We start from the raw sequence: 22,776 nt of genomic DNA, 5'->3' as shown, positions 1-22,776 counted from the left end.
TTTTTATTTCCCCCTTAACATAATAAAAGCAAACATTCTCCCATAAGAACCTTGTGATTTTCTATATGAATGTAATTTTATAGTATCAGTGCAATAAGTACATAAATTTATGCTGTTGATATTACATTCTTTTACACCAGCACATCTTAAATCATCGATTATACACGCTTCAAGATTAAGTTTTCTTCCAGCAAATAACTCAGCTTCGCTTATATTTTTCTTTTTCTCTATGAAATTTGATTTTAGCTCTTCTGAAACTTCATAGCAGCACTTTCGAATATGAGGCCCAATATATGCTCTTATATTTGCTTCATCTATATTAAATTCATCCTTCATTTTTTTTATTGTTTTCAGAGTTATGGATTCAAAGGTTCCTCTCCATCCACTATGAATTGCTGCTATTACTCCATTTTTTTCATCTACTAATATTATCGGAACACAATCAGCTGTAAAGACACCAATAATAACATTTTTCTCGTTAGTTATTATTGCATCACCTTCCTCATCTTTAATGCTTTTTTTATCTTTTTCATATCTTAAAATTTTATCACTATGAATTTGCTTAAGATATATAATATCATCTGCATTAAGATCTCTCTTTAATGAGTTTAATTCCATTACTCCTTCTTCTGTATTTCTATTAAAACTTCTTCCTTTTTCAGCATTTGTAAAAACAATCCTTGATCTTTCATTATCTATAATTAAGAAATCTTCTTCTTTTCTTAATGAATTAAGCTCTATATTATTCACTTCAATCCTCCAAATTTTCACAATATAACTTGCTATAGATATTCATTAAATGTTTATTTGCTATTTACTTAATATTAACATTCTCTTGCTTACTTATCATCTTTATTAACTAAACTTTAACTTATATATAACATTTTTTATAATGCTTATGCCAGCTCTATTAAGCAAAAAGCTATATTCTTCTCATTTATGAATTTCAATCTTATATTTTTACATCATAAAAAGGACATTGAAATTATATTCAACATCCTTAACATGAAAATTATGTTACAAGATTCTTTATTTCTTCTAAGAAAGTATTTATATCCTTAAATTGTCTATATACTGATGCAAATCTTACATATGATATTTCGTCTAATTCTTTTAGTCTAGCCATAACCATTTCACCTATATGCTCTGATTGAACTTCCGTAACCATACTATTAGATATTGCTTTTTCAATATCATATGCTATCTCTTCAATCTGCTTTCTTGATACAGGTCTTTTTTGGCATGCAATAATTAATCCATTAATTATCTTCTCTTTATTAAAATTTTCCCGGGTTAAATCTTTTTTAATAACTAAAATTGGAAAGTCCTCTATCTTTTCATAAGTAGTATAACGCTTAGTACATTTTAGGCATTCTCTTCTTCTTCTAATTGTTGAATTATCCTCAGTTGATCTTGAATCAACAACCTTACTTTCCTCAAAACCGCAAAATGGACATTTCATACTTTCATTCACCTCTTTGCTTTTGTTTATTAGGTATATAAAAAATAACAAGCAAACCCAATAGTCTATTTTGCATCATCTTTCATATGTATCTTTACCTAATAGTCCACTATGAGACAAATCATAGCTCTTTTTTTGAATGAAAAATGTACGCACGACCTCTTAAACCAGTTACTTTATTCCATATACCTTAAACCTTATACTTATTATACATACTTTTTCTCAATATGGCTATATATTGTTTGTGCTAACTTTTTCTTCTTTTGCATTTACCAATATAACATCTTTACCTATCCTAACTATGTCTTTCCACAAAATTTCTTTTTCATCCTCTTTTGTGAACCACGACTTTAATTCCCCAGGTAATATTAACGAAACTATTTTATTAGTATCACAATCTATTTTAAAATCTCTTATGAATCCTATTTTAGTTCCAGTTAATATGTCGATTACTTCCATATTTCTCATAGCATTCAGTGAATGTAGTTCTAGTTCCATATTTTTCACCCCATAATTAATATATTACTAGTATTTTATTTCTATACATGCTTTCTCATATGCTTTAAAGCTGTCTTTTCTAATCTTGAAACCTGCGCTTGCGAAATTCCAATTTCATCTGCAACTTCCATTTGAGTTCTTCCATTAAAAAATCTTAAGTTTAATATCAACTTTTCTCTATCGGTAAGTTTTTTCATAGCTTCTTTTATTGAAATATTTTCAAGCCAATGTTCATCAGTATTTTTACAATCACTTATTTGATCCATCACATAGATAGCATCTCCTCCATCATGATAAATAGGTTCAAATAATGATACCGGATCCTGTATTGCGTCTAATGCAAATACTACTTCTTCTCTTGGTAATTCTAGTTCCTTTGCGATTTGCGATATAGTAGGTTCTTTATTATTATCTTTTATAAATTTTTCTCTCATAATTAATGCTTTATAAGCAATATCCCTTAATGACCTGCTTACCCTAATAGAATTATTATCTCTTAGGTACCGTCTAATTTCGCCAATTATCATTGGCACTGCATAAGTTGAAAATTTAACATTTTGAGATAAGTCAAAATTATCTATAGATTTCATAAGGCCTATGCAGCCTACTTGAAATAAATCATCAATATTTTCACCTCTATTATTAAACCTTTGGATTACACTAAGCACTAATCTTAAGTTTCCTTTTATAAAAGTCTCTCTAGCAGTCTTATCTCCCTCTTTCATCTGCAAAAAAAGCTGTTTCTTCTCTTTCTCTTTAAGTACAGGGAGTTTTGAAGTATTAACGCCACATATTTCTACTTTGTTAATTATCACAAGTATTCACCCCTTCGAAAGTAATAATCCATTGCATTAAACATTATTTCCGCTAGGCAATACTTTTATACTCGAAGACAAGCTAAATCATTCTACTTATTTCTTTTTTTAATCTTTTAATTATTTTCTTTTCCAATCTTGATATATATGATTGAGAGATTCCAAGCATGTCAGCAACCTCTTTTTGTGTCTTTTCTCTAGTTCCATTTAATCCAAATCTTAGTCTAACTATTTCCTTTTCCCTATCATTTAAACTTTTCAATGCCATAATCAGTAACTGCTTATCAACTTCATCTTCTATCAAATTGTAAACAGTATCATTTTCGGTTCCTAGTATATCTGAAAGCAAAAGTTCATTTCCATCCCAATCAATATTTAAAGGTTCATAAAATGAAATTTCAGCTTTTATTTTACTATTTCTTCTTAAATACATTAATATTTCATTTTCTATACATCTTGATGCATAAGTAGCAAGCTTTATTTTTTTTTCAGGATTAAATGTATTAACTGCTTTTATTAATCCTATAGTTCCAACTGATATTAAATCTTCAACATATACACCTGTGTTTTCAAATTTTCTTGCTATATAAACTACTAGTCTTAAATTTCTTTCTATTAGTATACTTCTAGTATTCTCATCTCCATTATTTAATTTATTCACTAAATCTTCTTCTTCATCCTTCGAAAGCGGCGGAGGCAGTGCATCATTACCTCCAACATAATATAATTTTCTCCTAAACAGCTTAAATTGACTTATTAATTTATTGAATAGCAGAATTAACCTTTCCATTAATACCCTCCTTATATACTACTCCCCTTGATAGTAATGCATTGAATTCAGATTCCTTGTTTAACTTTTCTTTACATGGACATATTACTGCATCAATCTCTTCATACGGAAGATTTTTATTTCTTATTTTTATATTATTAACCCTTATTCCTTTAAGATCTCCACCATATCCAATAGAACTATAGAGTATATGGTACGTATCTTTATTAAAATTAATATCACTTATCAGATTTTCTTCAACCAATATACAGGGAAGATTTGTAATAGGCTCTCTAAGTTCATTTCCAGTATCTAAAAAACTTTTAAACTTATATTTCTTATCTTTCACTTTAAATTCAATTTCAAAAATAAAATTATTTGTAAATAATTTATCTCTTATATATTCTATAAATCTATCACAAGCAATATATATAAGCATTATCGCTAAAATAATATACTTAACTGAATATTTTTCAATTTTGAATGAACTTCCAATAATATATACATTTTGCTTTAGTGATAACAAAAAGCATACTCCGCTTAAAGTAAATGATATCATCAAAAATATAGCTAATAACTTCATTATATTAAAAATACTTGTCCTTCCATATGCTAATCTAAGCATTATACAAGCTACAATTAATTCAAAAGGCAGATAAGATAGAATTTTCAGTCCTGGAATTACAAGCACTAAGGTATATACGCCACCTATAAAACTCGAGCTTATTAATGCAATTACTTTACACTTATGTTTTATACACCTCATGGTCAAAGTTAATAAAAAGAAATTTACTATACAATTTTCTAAAACCAAGACATCTGCATAAACCTCCATGTTAACTCCCCCCGCCTGTATGAAGTTTATTATATACTTATTTATTTTAAAAATTTGTCACAATCACATTAGATAATTCTGTTTTTTTAATTGAACTTTTTACATATATTTACACTATGTTTTTTTGTTTACTTTTTTATATTTAAAACTAACTTATTGTGTAAAAATAAATTCTTCTATCTTATATAAATTTGCTAGAAATAAGCATAACAAAACATTATGCAACACATATATACATATAAAAATAGAACAGAAATTTATTGCAAGCTATGAAACTTATATATGAATCTTAAACTATAAATCTGGCTAATATCTCTAATTAGCGCAACTTATTTAAATCATATATATTTCTTAGTCTAAAATAAATTTCTGTTCTATTTCATCAAATTAATAACAATACAATTTTATGTGTATATTAGTGTCTCTTTTGTCTTCTCAAGAAAACAGGTATATCTAAATCATCAGGTTCGTAACTATTATGACCAATTTCTGGTCCTTTTGCATCAATAGCAGCTTCAGGTTCTTCTTTTACTGCCTCTTGAACCTTAGGTCTTTTTGATTCTTCTATTATCGAATTTAATTCAACTTTGCTATTTTCATTTTCAAAACCTGTTGCTATAACAGTTATTCTTATTTCTTCAGTAAGCGTTTCATCAATAACTGCTCCAACGATTATGTTTGCATCTGGATCTACAGCTTCACGTACAACGTCTGCTGCATCATAAACCTCTAATGCTCCAAGGTCTGCACCACCAGTGAAGTTTATGATTACATCTGTAGCTCCATCTATTGATGTTTCTAAAAGAGGAGAAGATATAGCCTGCTTAACAGCATCTTGAGTTCTGGTCTCGCCTTTTCCAAATCCAACACCCATATGAGCTAAGCCTTTATTTAACATTACTGCCTTTATGTCTGCAAAATCGGCGTTAATTACACCCGTTATTGTGATCAAATCTGAAATCGCTTGTACACCTTGTCTTAAAACTTCATCTGCTAGTTTAAATGAATCTAATAATGTTGTTTTCTTATCTGCCATACTAAGTAATCTCTCATTAGGAATTATAACTAATGTATCAACTTTTTCCTTTAAAGTTGCTATTCCCATTTCAGCATGTCTCATTCTTCTTTTGCCCTCAAAAGGGAATGGTTTTGTAACTACCCCTACAGTTAGTATATCCATAGACTTAGCTATCTCAGCAACAATAGGAGCGGCTCCAGTTCCTGTTCCACCACCCATACCGGCAGTAATAAACACCATATTAGCTCCCTTTATTGACGCTGTGATTTCTTCTCTGCTTTCCTCAGCTGCTTTCTTTCCTATTTCAGGATTTGCACCAGCACCTAAGCCTTTAGTTAATTTTTCCCCTATTTGAATCTTTACATTTGCATTAGAAAGCATCAATGCTTGCTTATCTGTATTTATCGCAATAAACTCAACATTCTTTAACCCTTCAACAATCATTCTATTTACGGCATTACTTCCACCGCCACCACAACCAATTACTTTTATATTGGTTAATTCTTGTATATCTGTCTCAAAATCTAACAAAATAATTCCTCCCCTTAAAAAATCTTACTAAAAAAAACTTTAACTTTTTTAAAGATATGATTTTCATCTTCATTATTGTGTAAATGTTCTTTCTCATTAATTGCCTTAACTTCATTATTGTTATTAATCAGAACCACATTTCTATCTTCTAATAAATTTAATCTATCATATACTTCCTTAGCTATTGCCATTGAAGTTATATTTTCCGAATTCTTTATTCCTAAATCATTTCTTCTTATGATTTTAGTTTTTATTTTTAAATTCTTACGAACGATTTCACTAATATCTTCAAAATAGTTAATACCATCCCCATATAGAATTATACTACAAATTCTATCATAATGACCAGTATTTTTTATTTTTATATCAATATGACTTAATGTTTCTTCAATTCTAGCTTCCACGACTTCATAAAATAACTTTTTAGGTACTTTTATAGTTCCTACTTCAATTTCCTCTGAAATCGAATCATCTACATATAAAGACTTATAATTGCTAGAATAAATCTTTTTCATATTATCAGCTTCTAAAAACGAAAACTTTCCACAAATAGATAAGTCATTTGTTATATTGTTTCCTCCAACTAGAATATTATCTATATTCTTAGGAATGCCATTATTAAACAATGCTATATCTGTAATACCAGCTCCAATATCTACTAAAGCACTATATCCCATAGAATTATTTTCAGTTAGAAATATTTCTTTCCCTGATAATATATTTAATTTAAAAAATTGAATATTATACTTCGTTCCTTTAAACAAATCATGGTATTTCTCTATTTCACTTGTTTTTGCTATTACTAAAGTAAGGTTTACTTCAAGGTCATTTCCCTTCCAATGTAATATATCTTTATATATTACATTACCATCTAATATATAAAAGTTTATGATTATATCTATTACTGATTCATCATCATTTACAGAAATGCTATTTTTGCCTTTTTTTAATGCTTTCATCAAATCTTTACTAGTAACCTTATTCTCGTCTATTCTAACACTTACTGTTTTCTCAGTAATCCTAACTTTGTTTGAAGAAATTCCAATCGCTAAATTTTTTATTTCTTTTTTTACATCTCTCTCTACTTCACTTAGTAATGTTATTACATTATCCCTACATTTTTCAAGATCTATTAGTAGCCCCTTCTCTATACCTACTGATTTACAAGATTTAACCCCTAATATTTCTAATTCATTGTCTTCTTCAGCCGCTACTGTTACAGACATCTTCTTGGTGCCAAAATCTATAGCTGTAATTATCTCTTGTTGCATAACTAATTCTTTCCCTTCTTTGCAGAAAAAAATCTACTAATTGCATTATATTCAACATGTTTTTTTAAAATCCTCTTTTATTTGATTGAATCTGCACCTCCTACTTCAAATATTTTTAAAGATTTTCTCATTTTTGATTTTAATTCCTATCATGCTTCAAAAATTATATCACAAGGATAATCTTTATACGAGTTACTAAGCCTAGTGATTTCTTTCTATTATTGCTTATTAAAAGTTATCGAAATATTAAATTTTCTATATAAATATATTATCGAAATATTTATCCTTATCATAAGCCTTTCCTTAATAGTATATTATGGTATTTTAAAGTTAATTTTTAGCATACTTATAAAAATAAGGTACTATATTAAAAATAGCACCCTCTTTCTAAGTATGTCAATATTTCTTTCTATAATTAATTCTTATTCTTTTAATTAATTTAAGTTTTTGTAAATAACTCCTTTTTTAATTTTTTCAAGGCCTTTTTTTCTATTCTTGATACATACGAACGAGAAATCCCTAAACTTATTGCTATTTCCCTTTGAGTTTTACATTTTCCATCTATTAGACCATATCTCATAATCAGAATAGCACTTTCTCTTTTAGTTAAGGATTCCACTAACTTTTTATATAAAGCTCTAACCTGTAAATTATTTTCAACTTTTTCTAAAACACAATCTTTTTCACTGCTTAATATGTCCATTAAACAAAATTCATTTCCTTCTTTATCAACTCCAATTGGATCTTGAAGATAAATTTCACTTTTTTGCTTTTTATTATTTCTAAACAACATTAAAATTTCATTTTCAATACACCTTGAAGCATAAGTAGCAAGTCTAGTCCCTTTACTAGAATCAAAAGAATCAATCGCTTTTATTAATCCAACAGTACCAATAGAAATTAATTCATCTACATCTTTATTAGGAAATGAGTATTTTTTCACTATATGCGCTACTAATCTCAGATTTCTTTCAATCAAAATACCTTTTGCACTTTTATCTCCCTCTCTAAATTTTTTCAAATACATTTGCTCTTCTGTTTCATCTAATGGCAACGGAAACGTATTATTATTTGTTACATATCCTGTCAAAAAAAACGAATTGCATATTAACTCTATAACGCTATTTAATATAAACACCTTTTTCCTCCACAGCAGTGCTTGATATTATAATATGTTTAAGTTTTAAAAAAGTTGCTTAGGCACACGAAAAAAATAATATACCAAATATACAAGCATACTGGTATATTATTTTTTAATTGTTCCATGATGACTCTCTATTTCTTCTCTATGCAATTATCATGATTTCTAAATTCTTATTCCATTCCATTTAACTTCTTAACTATATCCTTAAATACTGGTGCTGCAGTATCCCCTCCACCTAATTCTTCGTTATCTGCTGCCTTTGAAGAATTAATATCAGGTGTAAAGACTACCATGGTATATTTCTTATCTCCTATGCTAAAGAAACCTGCAAACCATCCATGAGTTTTGCCTTCACTTCCAGTTGAAGAACCCGTCTTTCCTCCGATGTCCAAATTTCCTATATATGCTTTTATTCCAGTACCATTTTTAACAACCTGTCTCATTGCATTTTGAATGATTTTAGAGGTAGTATCACTAAATACTCTCTTTGAATCTGTTTTGAACGTTTTTATAGCATTATCATCCTTATCTAAAATACTATCAACTATATATGGCTTTTCATATACTCCATTATTTACTACTGAATTTATAGCTCCCAGCATTTGTATTGGTGTTACATTCATACACTGACCTATTGATATATTATTTATTCCTGAGTCTTTGTCTGGCTTAACACCTTTAGCTTCATTTCTGTTATCACCTTCTAAGTTCAGTACTCTATTATATAACCCTAATTCCTCTGAATAGCTCATTAATTTTTCATATCCTACCTTGCTTCCTATTTCTGCAAATATATCATTACACGATTTTTCAAAGGCTTCTTCAACTGTTAATCTTCCAAATGCCTTCCTATCTATTTTTCCTGTCCCAACAAATGTGTCATTAATATTTATAAGCCCCATATCTAAAGCTGCTCCAAGAGTTATAACCTTATAGATTGACCCCGGTTCATATCCTATCTGCTCAATTCCTAAGTTTATATTGGCTGCACTTTCATCCTTCTGAACCATAGCTCTTATCTTTCCAGTATCAGCTTCCATTATGGTTACTCCTATGTTACTTAGTGATGAAAATTTCTCATCACTTAATACTTCTCGCACCTTATCTTCAATCTCTTTATCTATAGTGAGCTTTAAATTTTTATTATTATCACTTATACTCACAGACTTCTTTGAATAAACTGCTCTATTGTCTAAATAAAATTCACTTTGTGGTTTCTCATTATCCTTTAGATAATCATACATTTGCCCTTCAAGTGAATCTTCTTCTTGATTGTCATCTAATATTTTTGATAACATATTTGCAGTGCTCCACGCCTTTTTGTTATCTACTTCGTCATATGTATAAGTGTATATTCCTTTAATATTTTTAAGACTATTTACTTTATTATAAGTATCTTCTGATATATTGAAATACATTTTTCCACTTTGTTTCATTATATCTGTATAGTTGAATTCCGGATTTTCTGACTTCATTATAAAGTTCAAAGCCATTAAATCTTTTAGTGTTTCTTCATAATTATTCAAACTAAATGGTCTAGTATCAATTACAAGTACATATTTCTTATTATATTGCATTAAGTCTTTTCCATTAGTGTCTAAAATCATATAATTCATATTACTGATATTTTCTTGCTGGTGATTTTGATATGAACCAACAACCTTATCAGATGGATATACTTGCAATATTGATAAACGTGTCGTCAATATTAATATAACTGTCATAAAAATAGCTAGAATTTGCATCAGCCTTTTATTTCTTTCAAATCTCTCAGTAAAAATAAAAAAACACCTCCCTCTAGCTTAAATTCTAGCCTTAAAGAAAGTGTTTTATTCAGTATAGTAAAAGTTATGTGGTTACTTACCGAAATCACATACATTTTTGTTCCACAGGACTTATGAAATTTTCGCTGGAAGATTCTAAGTGCAAGGTTGTGCCAATTTCCGCATGCTCCTAAAGCAAGTTTAGGACAAGCAGTAAATTTAACAACCTTGCACTAATAATCTTCAACAACTCAATTTCAAATGCCTGCTACACAAAAATGTATGTGCTTTCTGGTTTAGTACTACACAAAAGTTTAACAAATTATATATATCTTATATATAAAACAAATTTTCATTATAAATAAAAGACTTCTTGTTGCGAATTATAGGTTTTCTCTTTATTATTCTTTATCTTTAACAATTAAATCTTTTTCTTTTAGAGGTACGTCTACTCTTACTTTATATATCATTTTAGCTCTATTTGCCGATTCTATTGGAGTTCCGTTTTCTTCTGTCATATCATGAAGAACAACTTCGAAATTATCTCCTTCTGGTCTTAAAACTTCTACTGTATCACCATTTAATACTTTATTTTTTTGTTCGATAGTTGCTATTTTTGTTTCTTCATCATATGCTCTTACTATTCCTATTATATCTGCATGTCTTATATACGCTGAATCTTCGTATACCTGCTCTCCAGTCTGACCATAGTAAAAACCTGTATGATAAACTCTATGACTTACTTTATTTAGATTTTCCATCCATTTTGGATCGAACTTATAATTATCTGGATCCTTCATATATGCATCCACAGCCTGCCTATATGATTTAACTACTGCTGCAACGTAATATAAACTCTTCATTCGTCCTTCAATTTTAAGAGAGTATACTCCAGCCTTTATAACATCATCTATATGTTCAATCATACATAAATCTTTTGAATTCATTATATATGTTCCATTTTCATCTTCAACTACTGGATAAAATTCATTTGGTCTTTTTTCTTCAACTAGATGATATTTAAATCTGCATGCTTGAGCACATGCTCCTCTATTTGCATCTCTTCCAACCATATAGTTAGAAATTAAGCATCTTCCTGAATAGCTTATACACATTGAGCCATGAACAAATGCTTCTATTTCGCATTCTTCTGGAAGATTATCTCTCATTTCTTTTATCTCAGTTAAGCTAAGCTCTCTAGCCATTACTATCCTTTTTACGCCTTGCGCATACCAGAATTTAGCTGCTCTCCAGTTGACATTATTGGCTTGAGTACTTAAGTGAATTTCTAAATTTGGTGCGACTTCTCTAGCTGCTGAAATTATTGCAGGATCTGATGCTATTATTGCATCAACACCTGTTTCATATAGCTCTTTTATATAATCTTCAACGCCGCTTAAATCTGCATTATGAGGGAAAACGTTCATTGTTACATAAACTTTTCTATTTCTATCATGTGCATACTGTACGCCTTCTTTTAACTGTTCATTTGTAAAATTATCAGCAAATGCTCTTAAATTTAATTTGCTTCCGCCAAGATAAACAGCATCAGCTCCAAAATCTATTGCTATTTTAAGTTTATCTAAATTTCCTGCTGGTGCCAAAATTTCTGGTCTTATCATTTTAATTTACCTCCTCTTTGTAACTGCAATCCCATCACCCATTGGTATGACTGATGTTATTAAGTTTTCATCATGAGTAACCAATTCCAAATAAGTTCTCATTCTCTTTACTATTGTAATTTTTCTTCTTTTAACTAATTCCTGAGATGCCACCATGCCTCTAAATAAAACATTATCAGCAACTATTACCCCATCCTTATTAAGCAACCTTAAACAATGTGGCAAAAAGTGATTATAGTGGCCTTTACCTGCATCCATAAAAATTAAATCAAAAGGTTCATTTAGTTTTTCTAAAATCTCTAAGCAATCGCCCTCTTCAATTTTGATCTTATGATCCAAATTAAATTTCTTTAAGTTAATGTTTGCAAGTTCAATCATTCTTTCATCACGTTCTATTGTAACAATTTCCGGTTCTGTTCCCGCAGCTTGATACATCAGTATTGATGAAAAACCTATTGCTGTTCCAAGTTCTAATATTCTTTTTGGTTTCTTCATACTAGTCATGAATTCTAGAAATACACCTGTTTCTTTTTGAACAATAGGTACTCCATTTTCTCTTGCAAAAGCTTCTATCTCTTTTAATGTACCCTCTCTCTCAGGAATTAAACTTCTAATATATTCTTCCATATAGTCATATGTGATCTCGCTCATGAATTTCCTCCAAATTTCAACTCTAAATATAAGGCACATGAAAATAGGCTGGCAAATGGACTTATTATTTATTTGATTGTGCCTAAATCCATTGTAAACTATTTAATAAATTTAATCTTACTATTCTTTAAACTCTAAAAGAGTTTGTTCCAAAACTTCTAAATCATAACTCTTAACTGAATTAGTATCCTAATTCCTTTTTCTTATTCAGAAAATCATTATAGTCATTAGTAAAATAGTGCGATCCATCTTTTTGTAATATGTAATATAAGTAATCCGTTTTCTCTGGCGTCAATGCAGCTTTAATACAGTCTATTCCTGGATTTGCTATAGGCCCTATTGGCAGGCCGCTATATTTATATACATTATAAGGTGAATCTATCTCCAAATCCTTATTTGATACTACATCTACATGATGTCCTAATGCATAAATTACTGCTGCATCTATTTGAAGCTTCATATTTTTTTCTAATCTATTGTAAATAACTGATGAAATTAATGGTCGATCCTTTGGAACTCTAGCTTCTTTCTCAATCATAGACGCTATGGTAATTGTTTTTTCTACATCTTCATCTTTTATATCAACTTTAGTTTCTGCCTTAACCTGTTTCATTATTTCATTAAATCTATCTAACATAAGTTTTATTATATCTTTTGCATTAGCGCCTTTTTCAATTAAATATGTATCAGGATACAAAAATCCTTCTAAATTATATCTTTTGCTACTATCAGCTTTTATATAATCTGGCAATTCGCAATTTTTAACTGCATTTAAAAACTCATCCTTTGAGCAAATCCCTTTTTCATCTACCGTTTTTGCAATATCATCTATTGAGTATCCTTCTGGAATCGTCAGCTTAACTAAATCTTTATCTCCATCTTTATTTTCTAAAGATTTTATTAAATTCTCTAATGTCGTATCTGTATTTACTTCATATATTCCTTCTGTTATATTAACTTTTACTTTATCTATAGACAAATTTAACTTAATGAACAGCTTACTAGATAATTTATTCTCTTTATCTAAATCATTTAATACATCATAAAAGCCTTCACCCGGCTTTACTTCTATAATAATTTTATCTTCATTAGATTTCAATGGTTTTGTTACAGCTTTATTATATAAAATTGTAAAAATTAACATTATCATCACAACAAAAAATATAATTAATTGTATCGTTCTCTTTAAAGTTATATATTTTTTTATAAAAGATATATACTTATCCATAAACTTTCTCCTAGATATAATTAAAAGTAAATAGCCGTATAGTTAAGACCATTTACTTTAATTATATTTGTTTTAATAACTATTTAAAGTATTTTTAGCTAAATTATTTTTTATTTCTGCTAATCATTCTTCTTCTTTCAGCACTATCTAAAATTCTTTTTCTCATTCTTATATTTTGTGGTGTAACTTCCACTAATTCATCAGCATTTATAAATTCCAAACATTGCTCTAAAGACATTTCAACTGGTGGAGTTAATTTTAATGCATCATCAGCACCTGATGATCTTGTATTAGTAAGTTTCTTCATTTTACATACATTAATTTCAAGATCCTCTGCTCTTGCAGAAACCCCAACAATCATACCACCATATACAGGAACACCAGCACCTATGAATAATTGGCCTCTTTCTTGAGCACTATATAATCCATATGCTATTGAATCTCCTGCTTCAAATGAAACTATTGATCCTCTGCTTCTTCCTGGAATATCACCTTTGTATTTTTCATACGAATGGAATACGTGATTCATAATTCCATTACCTTTTGTATCAGTCATTAATTCACTTCTAAATCCAATAAGGCCTCTAGCTGGAACTGTGAATTCTAATCTTGTATATCCATTTACTGCAGATGTCATATTAACCATTTCTGCTTTTCTTGGTCCAAGCTTTTCCATAACAGGTCCCATAAATTCTTCTGGAACATCAATTGTTAAGTACTCAATTGGTTCTTCCTTGTGGCCATCTACTTCTCTAAATATAACATTTGCCTTTGAAACTTGGAATTCATATCCTTCTCTTCTCATTGTTTCAATAAGAACTGAGAGGTGAAGTTCTCCTCTTCCTGAAACTTCAAAGCAATCTGGAGTAAGTTCTTTAACTCTTAAACTTACATTTGTTTCAAGTTCTTTCATTAATCTATCTCTTAAATGTCTTGATGTTACAAACTCACCTTCTTGACCTGCAAATGGTGAATCATTAACCATAAAGTTCATATTTAATGTTGGTTCATCTATTTCAAGAAATGGTAATGCTTCTGGCATTGCTGAATCTGCTATAGTATCACCTATATTAGCATCAATAACACCACTTACCGCAACTATATCTCCCATTGAAGCTTCTTCTGCTTCTTCTCTCTTTAATCCTTTGTACGTAAATATACTAGTTATTTTGTAATTAGAACATGATCCATCATTCTTTAACAAAGCGACTGTTTGATTTCTCTTTACTGTACCTCGATGTATCTTACCAATTGCAATTTTCCCAACAAATGCATTTGTATCTAGTGTACTAACAAGCATTTGAAGTGGTTCATCAATATATCCTTCTGGTGGTGCAACATATTTTAATATTGTTTCAAATATAGGAGTCATATCATTATTGTCATCTTCTACGTTATATTTTGCAAAACCTTCTCTCGCTGATGCATAAATAATTTGGAAATCTAATTGTTCATCATTAGCTCCAAGTTCTACGAATAGATCAAATACTTCATCAATAACCTCTGTTGGTCTAGCATTTGGTTTATCTATTTTGTTGATTATAACTATTGGCTTTAATCCTAATTCTAATGATTTCTTTAAAACGAATTTAGTTTGTGGCATTGGTCCTTCATAAGAGTCAACAACAAGTAAAACTGAATCAACCATCTTAAGTACACGTTCAACTTCCCCTCCGAAGTCAGCATGCCCTGGTGTATCTACTATATTTATTTTTATATCATTATAAATTACTGCAGTATTCTTTGAAAGAATTGTAATTCCTCTTTCTTTTTCTAAGTCATTAGAATCCATTACTCTTTCTTCTACTTTTTCATTAGCTCTAAATGTATGGCTTTGTTTTAATAAAGCATCTACTAAAGTTGTCTTACCATGGTCAACGTGGGCTATGATAGCAATATTTCTTATGTCTTCTCTTTTAATTAATTCCATTATTATTCCTCCAAACAGTTTTTAAACTGCGAATTTTTTTATTAGTTTTTCTATAAATAAAATATAAATTAGTTAAAATTTAAGTATATGTTGTAAATTTTTTCTTATATCATTGTAATATAATGACTAACTTAAATTCATTATTACTTCATGTAAACCTATAACTATTTTTCTCCAAAAGAAAATTGGACACTTAAAGCATCCAATTTCCTACACAACTATTTTAAATTCTACTCTTTTCATCAAGAAAAGTCAAGTCCATTACAAACTAATTACGGAATTTACAACTAGTGACCAAATATTAATTTAATAATCCTTAAAATTCCATAATTATCGGTAATATCATAGGCTTTCTCTTAGTTTTTTCGTATAAGAATTCTCTAAGTTCATCTCTCATTTTAGACTTTAATGTTGCCCAATCAGTGATTTGTCTTTCTTCACAATTCTTAAGCACTGATTTCACAATATCTCTCGCTTCATCCATAAGTCCTTCGGATTCCCTTACATATACAAATCCTCTTGAAATTATATCTGGTCCAGATACAACTTTACCAGTTTGCTTTTCTATTGTAATTACTATTGTTAAAATACCATCCTGTGAAAGATGCTTTCTATCTCTTAAGACAATATTTCCCACATCTCCAACACCAAGTCCATCAACAAATACTTGACCAGAAACAACAGTACCAGTTTTCTTTATATAATTTCGTGCAACTTCTATTACGTCACCATTTTCAGGTATAAGTAAATTTTTCTCTGAAAGGCCGACTTCCATTGCTACTTCACCATGTTTCTTTAAATGTCTATACTCTCCATGAACTGGTATGAAAAACTTTGGTTTTACTAGTGCTTGCATTAGCTTAAGCTCTTCTTGACAGGCATGACCCGAAACATGAATCTTTTGCTCGGAACCGTATATAACTTGAGCACCCTTCTTAAAAAGTTGATTTACAACCTTTGAAACAAGCTTCTCATTTCCAGGTATTGGTGTTGCAGAAAGTATAACTGTATCTCCTGGCACAATATTGATCTTTCTATGTTCTGACGCTGCCATTCTTGCAAGCGCAGACATTGGTTCCCCTTGGCTTCCAGTTGTTATTACTACAACCTTCTCATTTGGGTATTTCGAAATTTGATCCACAGGAATAAGAACATCTTCACTTACATTTAGGTATCCAAGTTCTATTGCCACCTGAACAATATTCTCCATACTTCTTCCAGAGACAGCCACCCTTTTTCCATAAACTTCTGCTGCTGTAATAATTTGTTGGATTCTATGAACATTAGATGCAAATGTAGCAACTATTATTCTTCCATTTGCTTTGCTAAAAAGCTGTAAGAAAGTTTCTCCAACAACTTTTTCAGTCATTGTATATCCTGGCCTTTCAACATTTGTTGAATCTGCCATCATAACTAAGACACCTTTTTTACCTAACTCCGCTAATCTTCCAAAATCCATCATTTCCCCGTCTATTGGGGTATAATCAATTTTGAAATCTCCTGTGTGAAGTACCACTCCAAGTGGCGTATGAACCGCGATTGCAACTGAATCTGCAATTGAGTGATTCGTTTTTATAAATTCCACTGAAACGCTGTCTAATTTTATTATATCTTTTGGCTTAACTCTTATTAGTTCTGTTGATGATAACAAACCGTGTTCTTTTAATTTTGTCTCAACTATTCCAAGAGTAAGCTTAGTACCATAAACCGGAACATTTAATTGTCTTAATACATAAGGCAATGCTCCTATATGGTCTTCATGACCGTGAGTTAAAAATATTCCCTTGATCTTTTCTGAATTTTTAATGAGATATGAAACATCAGGTATTACAATATCAATTCCAAACATATCATCATCTGGGAACTTTAATCCACAATCTATTATAATAATATCTTCCTTATATTCAATAGCTGTTATATTCTTCCCAATTTCGTTGATACCACCAAGAGGAATTATTTTTATCTTCGCTCTTTCATTTTTCATACTTCCCCTCCTTTTTCCTATATTATTTATAAACAAAGGTTCTTTCTCTAAGTACCTTTAAAGAATAATAAGTTAACGCTGTTTTAATTTTAGTATTAAGTTCCCACTAAGATCCTCTATGTTAAGCTAAATTCTTCTTAAATATAAATCACGCATGAAAAGTTTTCCTTTATTTTATCAGACATCAACACAATAACCCAATGTAGTTTCAATTAGGCTTATTCATCGTAATCTGATACATCATATTTAAAAACAGGTTTCGACTTTTTATTTTCTTTCAGATACCTTATTAAAATTCCTTTTATTCATCATTTAGTTTTCTTTCTGACATTCATCACATATTCCATAAAATTTTACACTATGATCTAAAATCTTAAATTTATATCGGTTTTGAATATCCACCTCAAGATCTTCTAATAAATCATCTTGTACTTCTAATACTTTATGGCAAATATTGCAAATCAAATGATGATGTCTATGTGTTTCATTAGAATGTAATATTTCATATCTACTACATCCATCATTTAGTTCTAATCTAGATATAACTCCCAATTCTTCTAACAAAAGAATAGTTCTATATACCGTTGCAAGCCCTATTTCCGGGCAGCTTTTCTTTACTTTATCATATATTTCTTCCGCCGTTAAGTGTTGACCTTCATTGTCAATAATTGTATCAACAATTGATCTCCTTTGCGGCGTTAATTTATAACCCTTCTTTTTTAAATCTTCCTTTAAGGCATCCATATCAATTAAATTTGATACATCCATATCTAACACCTCACTTAATTATATTAACTTAAGTCATGACAAACATATTTTAATCACGTTACTTCTAAAATTAATGAGTACTTATTTTCACGCCTATTCTTCAAATAAACCTTCTTCATTCATAAGCGTTTCATAAGTATCTAATACCATTTCAAATTCTTCATCATCATCTTCTAAAGCTATAAATATTTCACTACCATCTTCATCTTTAAAAATCTTAAAAGCGTAAGCTTCATCAGTTTCTTCAAATGTAGGTGTTGCAATGATATATTGCCCTTTTAATTTTTCTATTTCAAAGTATATAATAACCTCAAATTTCACATCATTTCCATCTGCATCAGGTATATATACATATTTTGCATCTTTATCCATAAAACATATCCCTTCTGTTTTAATTTTTCTGTTCTATAATTCTATAAAAACTTTTAAACTTTTTTAATACTCTGATAATTTATTATGCTTAAACTCATTTAACATTTATTATGCTACTAGTCATATTTACTCAATTTAAATCCATCCATAAAAATACAGTATACCATTTCACTTTAAATAGACATTAATTATTTTGAAATCCTATCTAAATATCCTTGTAATATATAAGTAGATGCTACTTTATCTACTATTTTCTTTCTTTTATTTCTTGACAAATCCGCTTCAAGCATGGCTTTATGGGCTGCAACAGTAGTTAGACGTTCATCCCAGAACTCAACTCGAACTCCAAGTTCTTCTTCCACTGTCTTACCAAACGCCATAGTTATTTCTCCTGACGGTCCTATAGTTCCGTTCATATTTTTAGGCAATCCAACAACAATCACTTCTGCCTTATATTCATCACAAAACTTCTTTATTTCCTTTATATCTTGCTCTCTATTAGTTCTTCTTATAGTAGTAAGACCTTGAGCTGTGAACCCTAACGGATCACTTACCGCCACTCCTATTGTCTTCGAACCTACATCTAATCCAATTATTCTCAAACTATAACACCTTTCTGGCATATTTGTAAAATAATAATTCAACTTTTGCTAGTCTATTTTATTTTATATGCCTAAAAAAATAAAAGTGCCCGTATAAACGGGCACTCTCTACTTTATCTCTAAATAAGATTTTATAACTTCTTCTAGTATATCATCTCTTTCGAGTTTTCTTACTAAAGCTCTTGCTCCGTTGTAATTAGTGATGTAAGTAGGGTCTCCTGAAAGCAAATATCCAACTAACTGATTTATAGGATTATATCCCTTCTCTTTTAATGAATTATAAACCTCAGTTAATATTGTTTTTGTAAGAGTTTCTTTATTCTTACTTAAATCAAATTGCATTGTATGTTCAATATTGTTACTCATAAAATTGTTGCAGTAAGCAACCCACCCCCTTAATCATGGTATAAGGAAACGACATCCATATATATTTATTATTAACTTTATATTTAATATTTATTCACTAATCTATACTTTGATTATACTCTATATTTCATAAAAAGTATACTACTTTACTAAAGTTCCCACTTTTTTATAAGATTCATCAATAGCTTCCTTTATTTTTTCTGGCATTTTTCCACCTGCTTGAGCCATGTCCGGTCTTCCACCACCGCCACCGCCAAGTATAGATGCTATATCTTTAATTAATTTTCCACAATGAGCACCTTTAGCTACTGCTTCTTTGCTTGCCATAGCGCAGATTGCAACTTTTCCTGAGCCGGCACTCATAAGTAAAACTATACTATTTTGAACCTTATCTCTTACCTTTTCGCAAACATCTCTTAACGCATCACTATCAACATCTTTTAATTCATATGCTATTACATTAACGCCATTTACATTTTTTGCTGCTGCAATTATATCATCTAGACCCATTGTTGCAAATTTTGATTTTAATGCTGCTATTTCTTTTTCTTTTTCTTTTAATTCTTTAGCTTGCTGATCAAGTTTAGTTAACACTTCTCTTTCTGAACATTTAAGTCTACTAGAAATTTCTTTTAATAGATCCTTCTTCTCATTAACTAGTTTATAAGCTTCATTTCCAATTACAGCTTCTATTCTTCTAGTTCCAGCAGCAATACCACTTTCGGATACAATCTTAAATAATCCAATCTTTCCTGTATTATCTATATGTGTTCCACCACATAATTCTTTAGAATATTCTCCAGCCATTACAACTCTGACTTTATCAGAATATTTATCATCAAATATACCTATAGCTCCAGTATTTTTTGCATCCTCAAGATCCATAACTTCTGTAACAACTGGTGTAACACTGGTTATTGCTTCATTTACTAATTCTTCAACCTTAGCTATTTCTTCTTCTTTCATAGCTTCAAAGTGAGAGAAGTCAAATCTAAGTCTATCATCGCTTACATATGATCCTGCTTGATGAACATGTGATCCAAGCACTGTAACTAACGCTTTATCCAAAAGATGCGTTGCTGTATGGTTCTTTTTAATACTTTCGCGTCTAGCTTTATCTACTTCTAAAGTAACCTTCTCGCCTACCTTAAGCTCTCCTGATAAAACTTCTACAAAATGAACTATTTTTCCACCAATATTCTTTTTAGTGTCAACAACTTTTGCTTTGAATCTATCATTAAATATAACACCTGTATCACCTATTTGTCCACCCATTTCTGCGTATAAAGGTGTAACATCAGTAACTATAATAGCTTTATTTCCTTCAGTTATGCTCTCTGCAAAATCTTCGCCTTCTATTAATACCTTAACCTCTGCATCTAAAGCATCATTGTCGTATCCATCAAAAACTGTTTCAATATCCGCTGGAATTACATCTAAAGTTTTTACATCTGCTCCCATATAATTTGAAGTTTTTCTTGCACTTCTAGCTCTATCTCTTTGAACTTTCATTTCTTCATGGAAAGCATCTTCATCTAAAGATAAACCTTCATCTTCTAATATTTCTTTTGTAAGCTCCATAGGGAAACCAAAAGTATCATATAATTTAAATCCATCAGCACCCTTAAGTACTTTTTCATTACTTTCTTTTAATTCACTTACAAATCCATTTAATATTTCCATTCCTGAATCTAAAGTTTCTCTAAATTTATCTTCTTCTATTTTAATAACTTTTTTAATATATTCTTTTTTAGCTTCTAATTCTGGGTAAGCAGCCTTTGAATCTCTAATAACAATATCACATAAATTGCAAAGGAAAGCATCTTTGATTCCTAAAGTTTTTCCATGTCTTGCTGCTCTTCTAAGAAGTCTTCTTAAAACATATCCTCTTCCTTCATTTGATGGCATTACATCATCAGAAATTAGGAATGTTATTGATCTTATATGATCAGTTATGATTCTTAAAGAAATATCTTTTTTACTGTCTTCACCATATTTAATATTTGCAAGCTTAGATACTTCATTTAAGATATTTTCCAATGTATCAATTTCAAATACGCTATTCTTATTTTGCATTACAACTGAAAGTCTTTCAAGCCCCATACCTGTATCTATATTAGTGCTTGCAAGCTTCTCATAGTTGCCTTTTCCGTCTCCATCAAATTGTGTAAATACAAGGTTCCATACTTCAATTATTTTATCCGCATCAGATAATACTTCAAATTCTTCTGAATTAGTTGGAACTTCATCTGTTCTACTAAAGTGAATTTCTGTACAAGGACCACAAGGACCTGCACCATGTTCCCAGAAATTATCTTTCTTCCCTAATCTAAATATATGATTCTTATCTACATCTGTAAGTGTAGTCCAATATTCATAAGCTTCATCATCATCTAAATATATTGTTACATATAATTTTTCCTTTGGCATTTCTAAAACTTCAGTTAAGAATTCCCATGCCCATGGAATTATTTCCTTTTTAAAATAATCACCAAAAGAGAAGTTTCCAAGCATTTCAAAGAAAGTACAGTGTCTGCTTGTGATTCCTACGTTTTCAATATCACCAGTTCTAACGCATTTTTGACATGTTGTGATTCTTCTTCTAGGTGGTTCTTGTAGCCCCGTAAAATATGGTTTTAATGGAGCCATACCTGCATTTATTAATAATAAACTCTTATCGTTCTTTGGCACCAAAGAAAAACTTTCTAATCTTAAATGTTCTTTACTTTCAAAAAATTTTAAATAAGCTTCTCTTAAATCATTGGTTTTCATAAACTTCATAAATTATTCCTCCACTTTTTCAGTTAACAATTAGCTATTAACAGTTGATGATGATATTCCTATGAAATATCATTTTATTTTGTTTTTTAAATCTTCTAATGAAGATATTATAATTATTTTAAATTTATTTAATTGTGCCTTATTAAAGAATAAAAAAAAGCCTTCTCCCTACACAGAGCAAAGGGACGAAAGCTAAAATTCCGCGGTACCACCCTAATTATGTATGAATTTCATACATCACTTAGTAATTTATAGCTCCTAGGCAGCTTCAAAATATATAGCAAAAAGTTTTCACCATCCACTTTCTCTCTAAAATATCTATAATAAATTTACTCATCCTATTCATCGCTTAATATTTAATTATTT

At 29.8% G+C, this 22,776-nt stretch carries 20 protein-coding genes and 1 other annotated feature; all 20 genes read right to left on the bottom strand.

Features of this window, described 5'->3' with window-relative positions; genetic code table 11:
• Positions 1 to 3: 3 nt before the first annotated feature.
• Positions 4 to 750 carry a peptidoglycan editing factor PgeF gene (pgeF, locus tag CLOBL_RS05100; protein ID WP_077858028.1) on the bottom strand — a complete coding sequence of 249 codons (747 nt, stop codon included), beginning with the start codon at positions 748 to 750 and terminating at the stop codon, positions 4 to 6.
• A gap of 262 nt (positions 751 to 1,012) precedes the next feature.
• Entirely contained in the window at positions 1,013 to 1,462 is a 450-nt protein-coding gene (nrdR, locus tag CLOBL_RS05095; protein WP_035301706.1) for a transcriptional regulator NrdR, read from the bottom strand.
• Positions 1,463 to 1,693: 231 nt separating this feature from the next.
• Positions 1,694 to 1,960, bottom strand: a complete 267-nt coding sequence (locus CLOBL_RS05090; RefSeq protein ID WP_009169061.1) for a YlmC/YmxH family sporulation protein — start codon at positions 1,958 to 1,960, stop codon at positions 1,694 to 1,696.
• 41 nt (positions 1,961 to 2,001) lie between these two features.
• Positions 2,002 to 2,775: an RNA polymerase sporulation sigma factor SigG gene (sigG, locus tag CLOBL_RS05085; RefSeq protein WP_009169060.1), complete on the bottom strand. Its 774-nt coding sequence runs from the start codon at positions 2,773 to 2,775 to the stop codon at positions 2,002 to 2,004.
• Between the two features lie 82 nt (positions 2,776 to 2,857).
• A complete protein-coding gene (sigE, locus tag CLOBL_RS05080; protein WP_077858027.1) occupies positions 2,858 to 3,565 on the bottom strand; it encodes an RNA polymerase sporulation sigma factor SigE in 708 nt (235 codons plus the stop codon).
• The gene (locus CLOBL_RS05075; protein ID WP_077858026.1) at positions 3,537 to 4,379 is read right to left on the bottom strand and encodes a sigma-E processing peptidase SpoIIGA; all 843 of its coding nucleotides are present in this window, start codon (positions 4,377 to 4,379) and stop codon (positions 3,537 to 3,539) included. The genes sigE and CLOBL_RS05075 overlap by 29 nt, the downstream gene beginning before the upstream one ends.
• A 415-nt stretch (positions 4,380 to 4,794) precedes the next feature.
• Positions 4,795 to 5,928: a cell division protein FtsZ gene (gene ftsZ / locus CLOBL_RS05070; protein ID WP_009169057.1), complete on the bottom strand. Its 1,134-nt coding sequence runs from the start codon at positions 5,926 to 5,928 to the stop codon at positions 4,795 to 4,797.
• A 14-nt stretch (positions 5,929 to 5,942) separates the two neighbouring features.
• Entirely contained in the window at positions 5,943 to 7,199 is a 1,257-nt protein-coding gene (locus CLOBL_RS05065) for a cell division FtsA domain-containing protein (RefSeq protein WP_077858025.1), read from the bottom strand.
• 439 nt (positions 7,200 to 7,638) lie between these two features.
• Entirely contained in the window at positions 7,639 to 8,337 is a 699-nt protein-coding gene (gene sigK, locus CLOBL_RS05060; RefSeq protein WP_077858024.1) for an RNA polymerase sporulation sigma factor SigK, read from the bottom strand.
• A gap of 176 nt (positions 8,338 to 8,513) precedes the next feature.
• Positions 8,514 to 10,088 carry a penicillin-binding transpeptidase domain-containing protein gene (locus CLOBL_RS05055; protein ID WP_077858023.1) on the bottom strand — a complete coding sequence of 525 codons (1,575 nt, stop codon included), beginning with the start codon at positions 10,086 to 10,088 and terminating at the stop codon, positions 8,514 to 8,516.
• Positions 10,089 to 10,507: 419 nt separating this feature from the next.
• Positions 10,508 to 11,728 carry a U32 family peptidase gene (locus CLOBL_RS05050; RefSeq protein ID WP_077858022.1) on the bottom strand — a complete coding sequence of 407 codons (1,221 nt, stop codon included), beginning with the start codon at positions 11,726 to 11,728 and terminating at the stop codon, positions 10,508 to 10,510.
• 6 nt (positions 11,729 to 11,734) lie between these two features.
• Entirely contained in the window at positions 11,735 to 12,379 is a 645-nt protein-coding gene (locus CLOBL_RS05045) for an O-methyltransferase (protein WP_077858021.1), read from the bottom strand.
• Between the two features lie 181 nt (positions 12,380 to 12,560).
• Entirely contained in the window at positions 12,561 to 13,586 is a 1,026-nt protein-coding gene (mltG, locus tag CLOBL_RS05040) for an endolytic transglycosylase MltG (protein WP_077858041.1), read from the bottom strand.
• A 124-nt stretch (positions 13,587 to 13,710) separates the two neighbouring features.
• Positions 13,711 to 15,537: a translational GTPase TypA gene (typA, locus tag CLOBL_RS05035; protein ID WP_077858020.1), complete on the bottom strand. Its 1,827-nt coding sequence runs from the start codon at positions 15,535 to 15,537 to the stop codon at positions 13,711 to 13,713.
• A 316-nt stretch (positions 15,538 to 15,853) separates the two neighbouring features.
• Entirely contained in the window at positions 15,854 to 17,521 is a 1,668-nt protein-coding gene (locus CLOBL_RS05030) for a ribonuclease J (RefSeq protein ID WP_077858019.1), read from the bottom strand.
• Positions 17,522 to 17,833: 312 nt separating this feature from the next.
• Positions 17,834 to 18,289: a Fur family transcriptional regulator gene (locus CLOBL_RS05025; protein ID WP_009169048.1), complete on the bottom strand. Its 456-nt coding sequence runs from the start codon at positions 18,287 to 18,289 to the stop codon at positions 17,834 to 17,836.
• 93 nt (positions 18,290 to 18,382) lie between these two features.
• Positions 18,383 to 18,661, bottom strand: a complete 279-nt coding sequence (locus tag CLOBL_RS05020) for a DUF1292 domain-containing protein (protein WP_077858018.1) — start codon at positions 18,659 to 18,661, stop codon at positions 18,383 to 18,385.
• A 188-nt stretch (positions 18,662 to 18,849) separates the two neighbouring features.
• Complete coding sequence (gene ruvX / locus CLOBL_RS05015; RefSeq protein ID WP_077858017.1) at positions 18,850 to 19,263, bottom strand: Holliday junction resolvase RuvX; 414 nt, start codon at positions 19,261 to 19,263, stop codon at positions 18,850 to 18,852.
• A gap of 108 nt (positions 19,264 to 19,371) precedes the next feature.
• Positions 19,372 to 19,629 (bottom strand): IreB family regulatory phosphoprotein, encoded by a 258-nt coding sequence (locus CLOBL_RS05010; RefSeq protein WP_009169045.1) that lies wholly within the window; start codon positions 19,627 to 19,629, stop codon positions 19,372 to 19,374.
• Positions 19,630 to 19,770: 141 nt separating this feature from the next.
• Entirely contained in the window at positions 19,771 to 22,410 is a 2,640-nt protein-coding gene (gene alaS, locus CLOBL_RS05005; RefSeq protein WP_077858016.1) for an alanine--tRNA ligase, read from the bottom strand.
• A gap of 178 nt (positions 22,411 to 22,588) precedes the next feature.
• Positions 22,589 to 22,765, bottom strand: a binding site (T-box leader).
• Between the last annotated feature and the right edge of the window lie 11 nt (positions 22,766 to 22,776).

The organism is Clostridium sp. BL-8 (assembly GCF_002006495.1).
In the GTDB taxonomy this organism is placed as follows: Bacteria; Bacillota; Clostridia; order Clostridiales; family Clostridiaceae; genus Clostridium.
The sequence above is the reverse complement of the archived record's forward strand: the minus strand, read 5'-3'. Positions and strand labels throughout refer to the sequence as shown.

Coding starts and splice junctions, on each gene's coding strand:
- CLOBL_RS05075 (WP_077858026.1), bottom strand. CDS start 4,379: ATGGAGGTTTATGCAGATGTCTTGGTTTTAGAAAATTGTATAGTAAAT.
- CLOBL_RS05025 (WP_009169048.1), bottom strand. CDS start 18,289: ATGGATGTATCAAATTTAATTGATATGGATGCCTTAAAGGAAGATTTA.
- CLOBL_RS05055 (WP_077858023.1), bottom strand. CDS start 10,088: ATGCAAATTCTAGCTATTTTTATGACAGTTATATTAATATTGACGACA.
- CLOBL_RS05010 (WP_009169045.1), bottom strand. CDS start 19,629: ATGAGTAACAATATTGAACATACAATGCAATTTGATTTAAGTAAGAAT.
- typA (WP_077858020.1), bottom strand. CDS start 15,537: ATGGAATTAATTAAAAGAGAAGACATAAGAAATATTGCTATCATAGCC.
- CLOBL_RS05065 (WP_077858025.1), bottom strand. CDS start 7,199: ATGCAACAAGAGATAATTACAGCTATAGATTTTGGCACCAAGAAGATG.
- sigE (WP_077858027.1), bottom strand. CDS start 3,565: ATGGAAAGGTTAATTCTGCTATTCAATAAATTAATAAGTCAATTTAAG.
- alaS (WP_077858016.1), bottom strand. CDS start 22,410: ATGAAGTTTATGAAAACCAATGATTTAAGAGAAGCTTATTTAAAATTT.
- CLOBL_RS05090 (WP_009169061.1), bottom strand. CDS start 1,960: ATGGAACTAGAACTACATTCACTGAATGCTATGAGAAATATGGAAGTA.
- CLOBL_RS05045 (WP_077858021.1), bottom strand. CDS start 12,379: ATGAGCGAGATCACATATGACTATATGGAAGAATATATTAGAAGTTTA.
- CLOBL_RS05020 (WP_077858018.1), bottom strand. CDS start 18,661: ATGGATAAAGATGCAAAATATGTATATATACCTGATGCAGATGGAAAT.
- nrdR (WP_035301706.1), bottom strand. CDS start 1,462: ATGAAATGTCCATTTTGCGGTTTTGAGGAAAGTAAGGTTGTTGATTCA.
- CLOBL_RS05050 (WP_077858022.1), bottom strand. CDS start 11,728: ATGATAAGACCAGAAATTTTGGCACCAGCAGGAAATTTAGATAAACTT.
- CLOBL_RS05030 (WP_077858019.1), bottom strand. CDS start 17,521: ATGAAAAATGAAAGAGCGAAGATAAAAATAATTCCTCTTGGTGGTATC.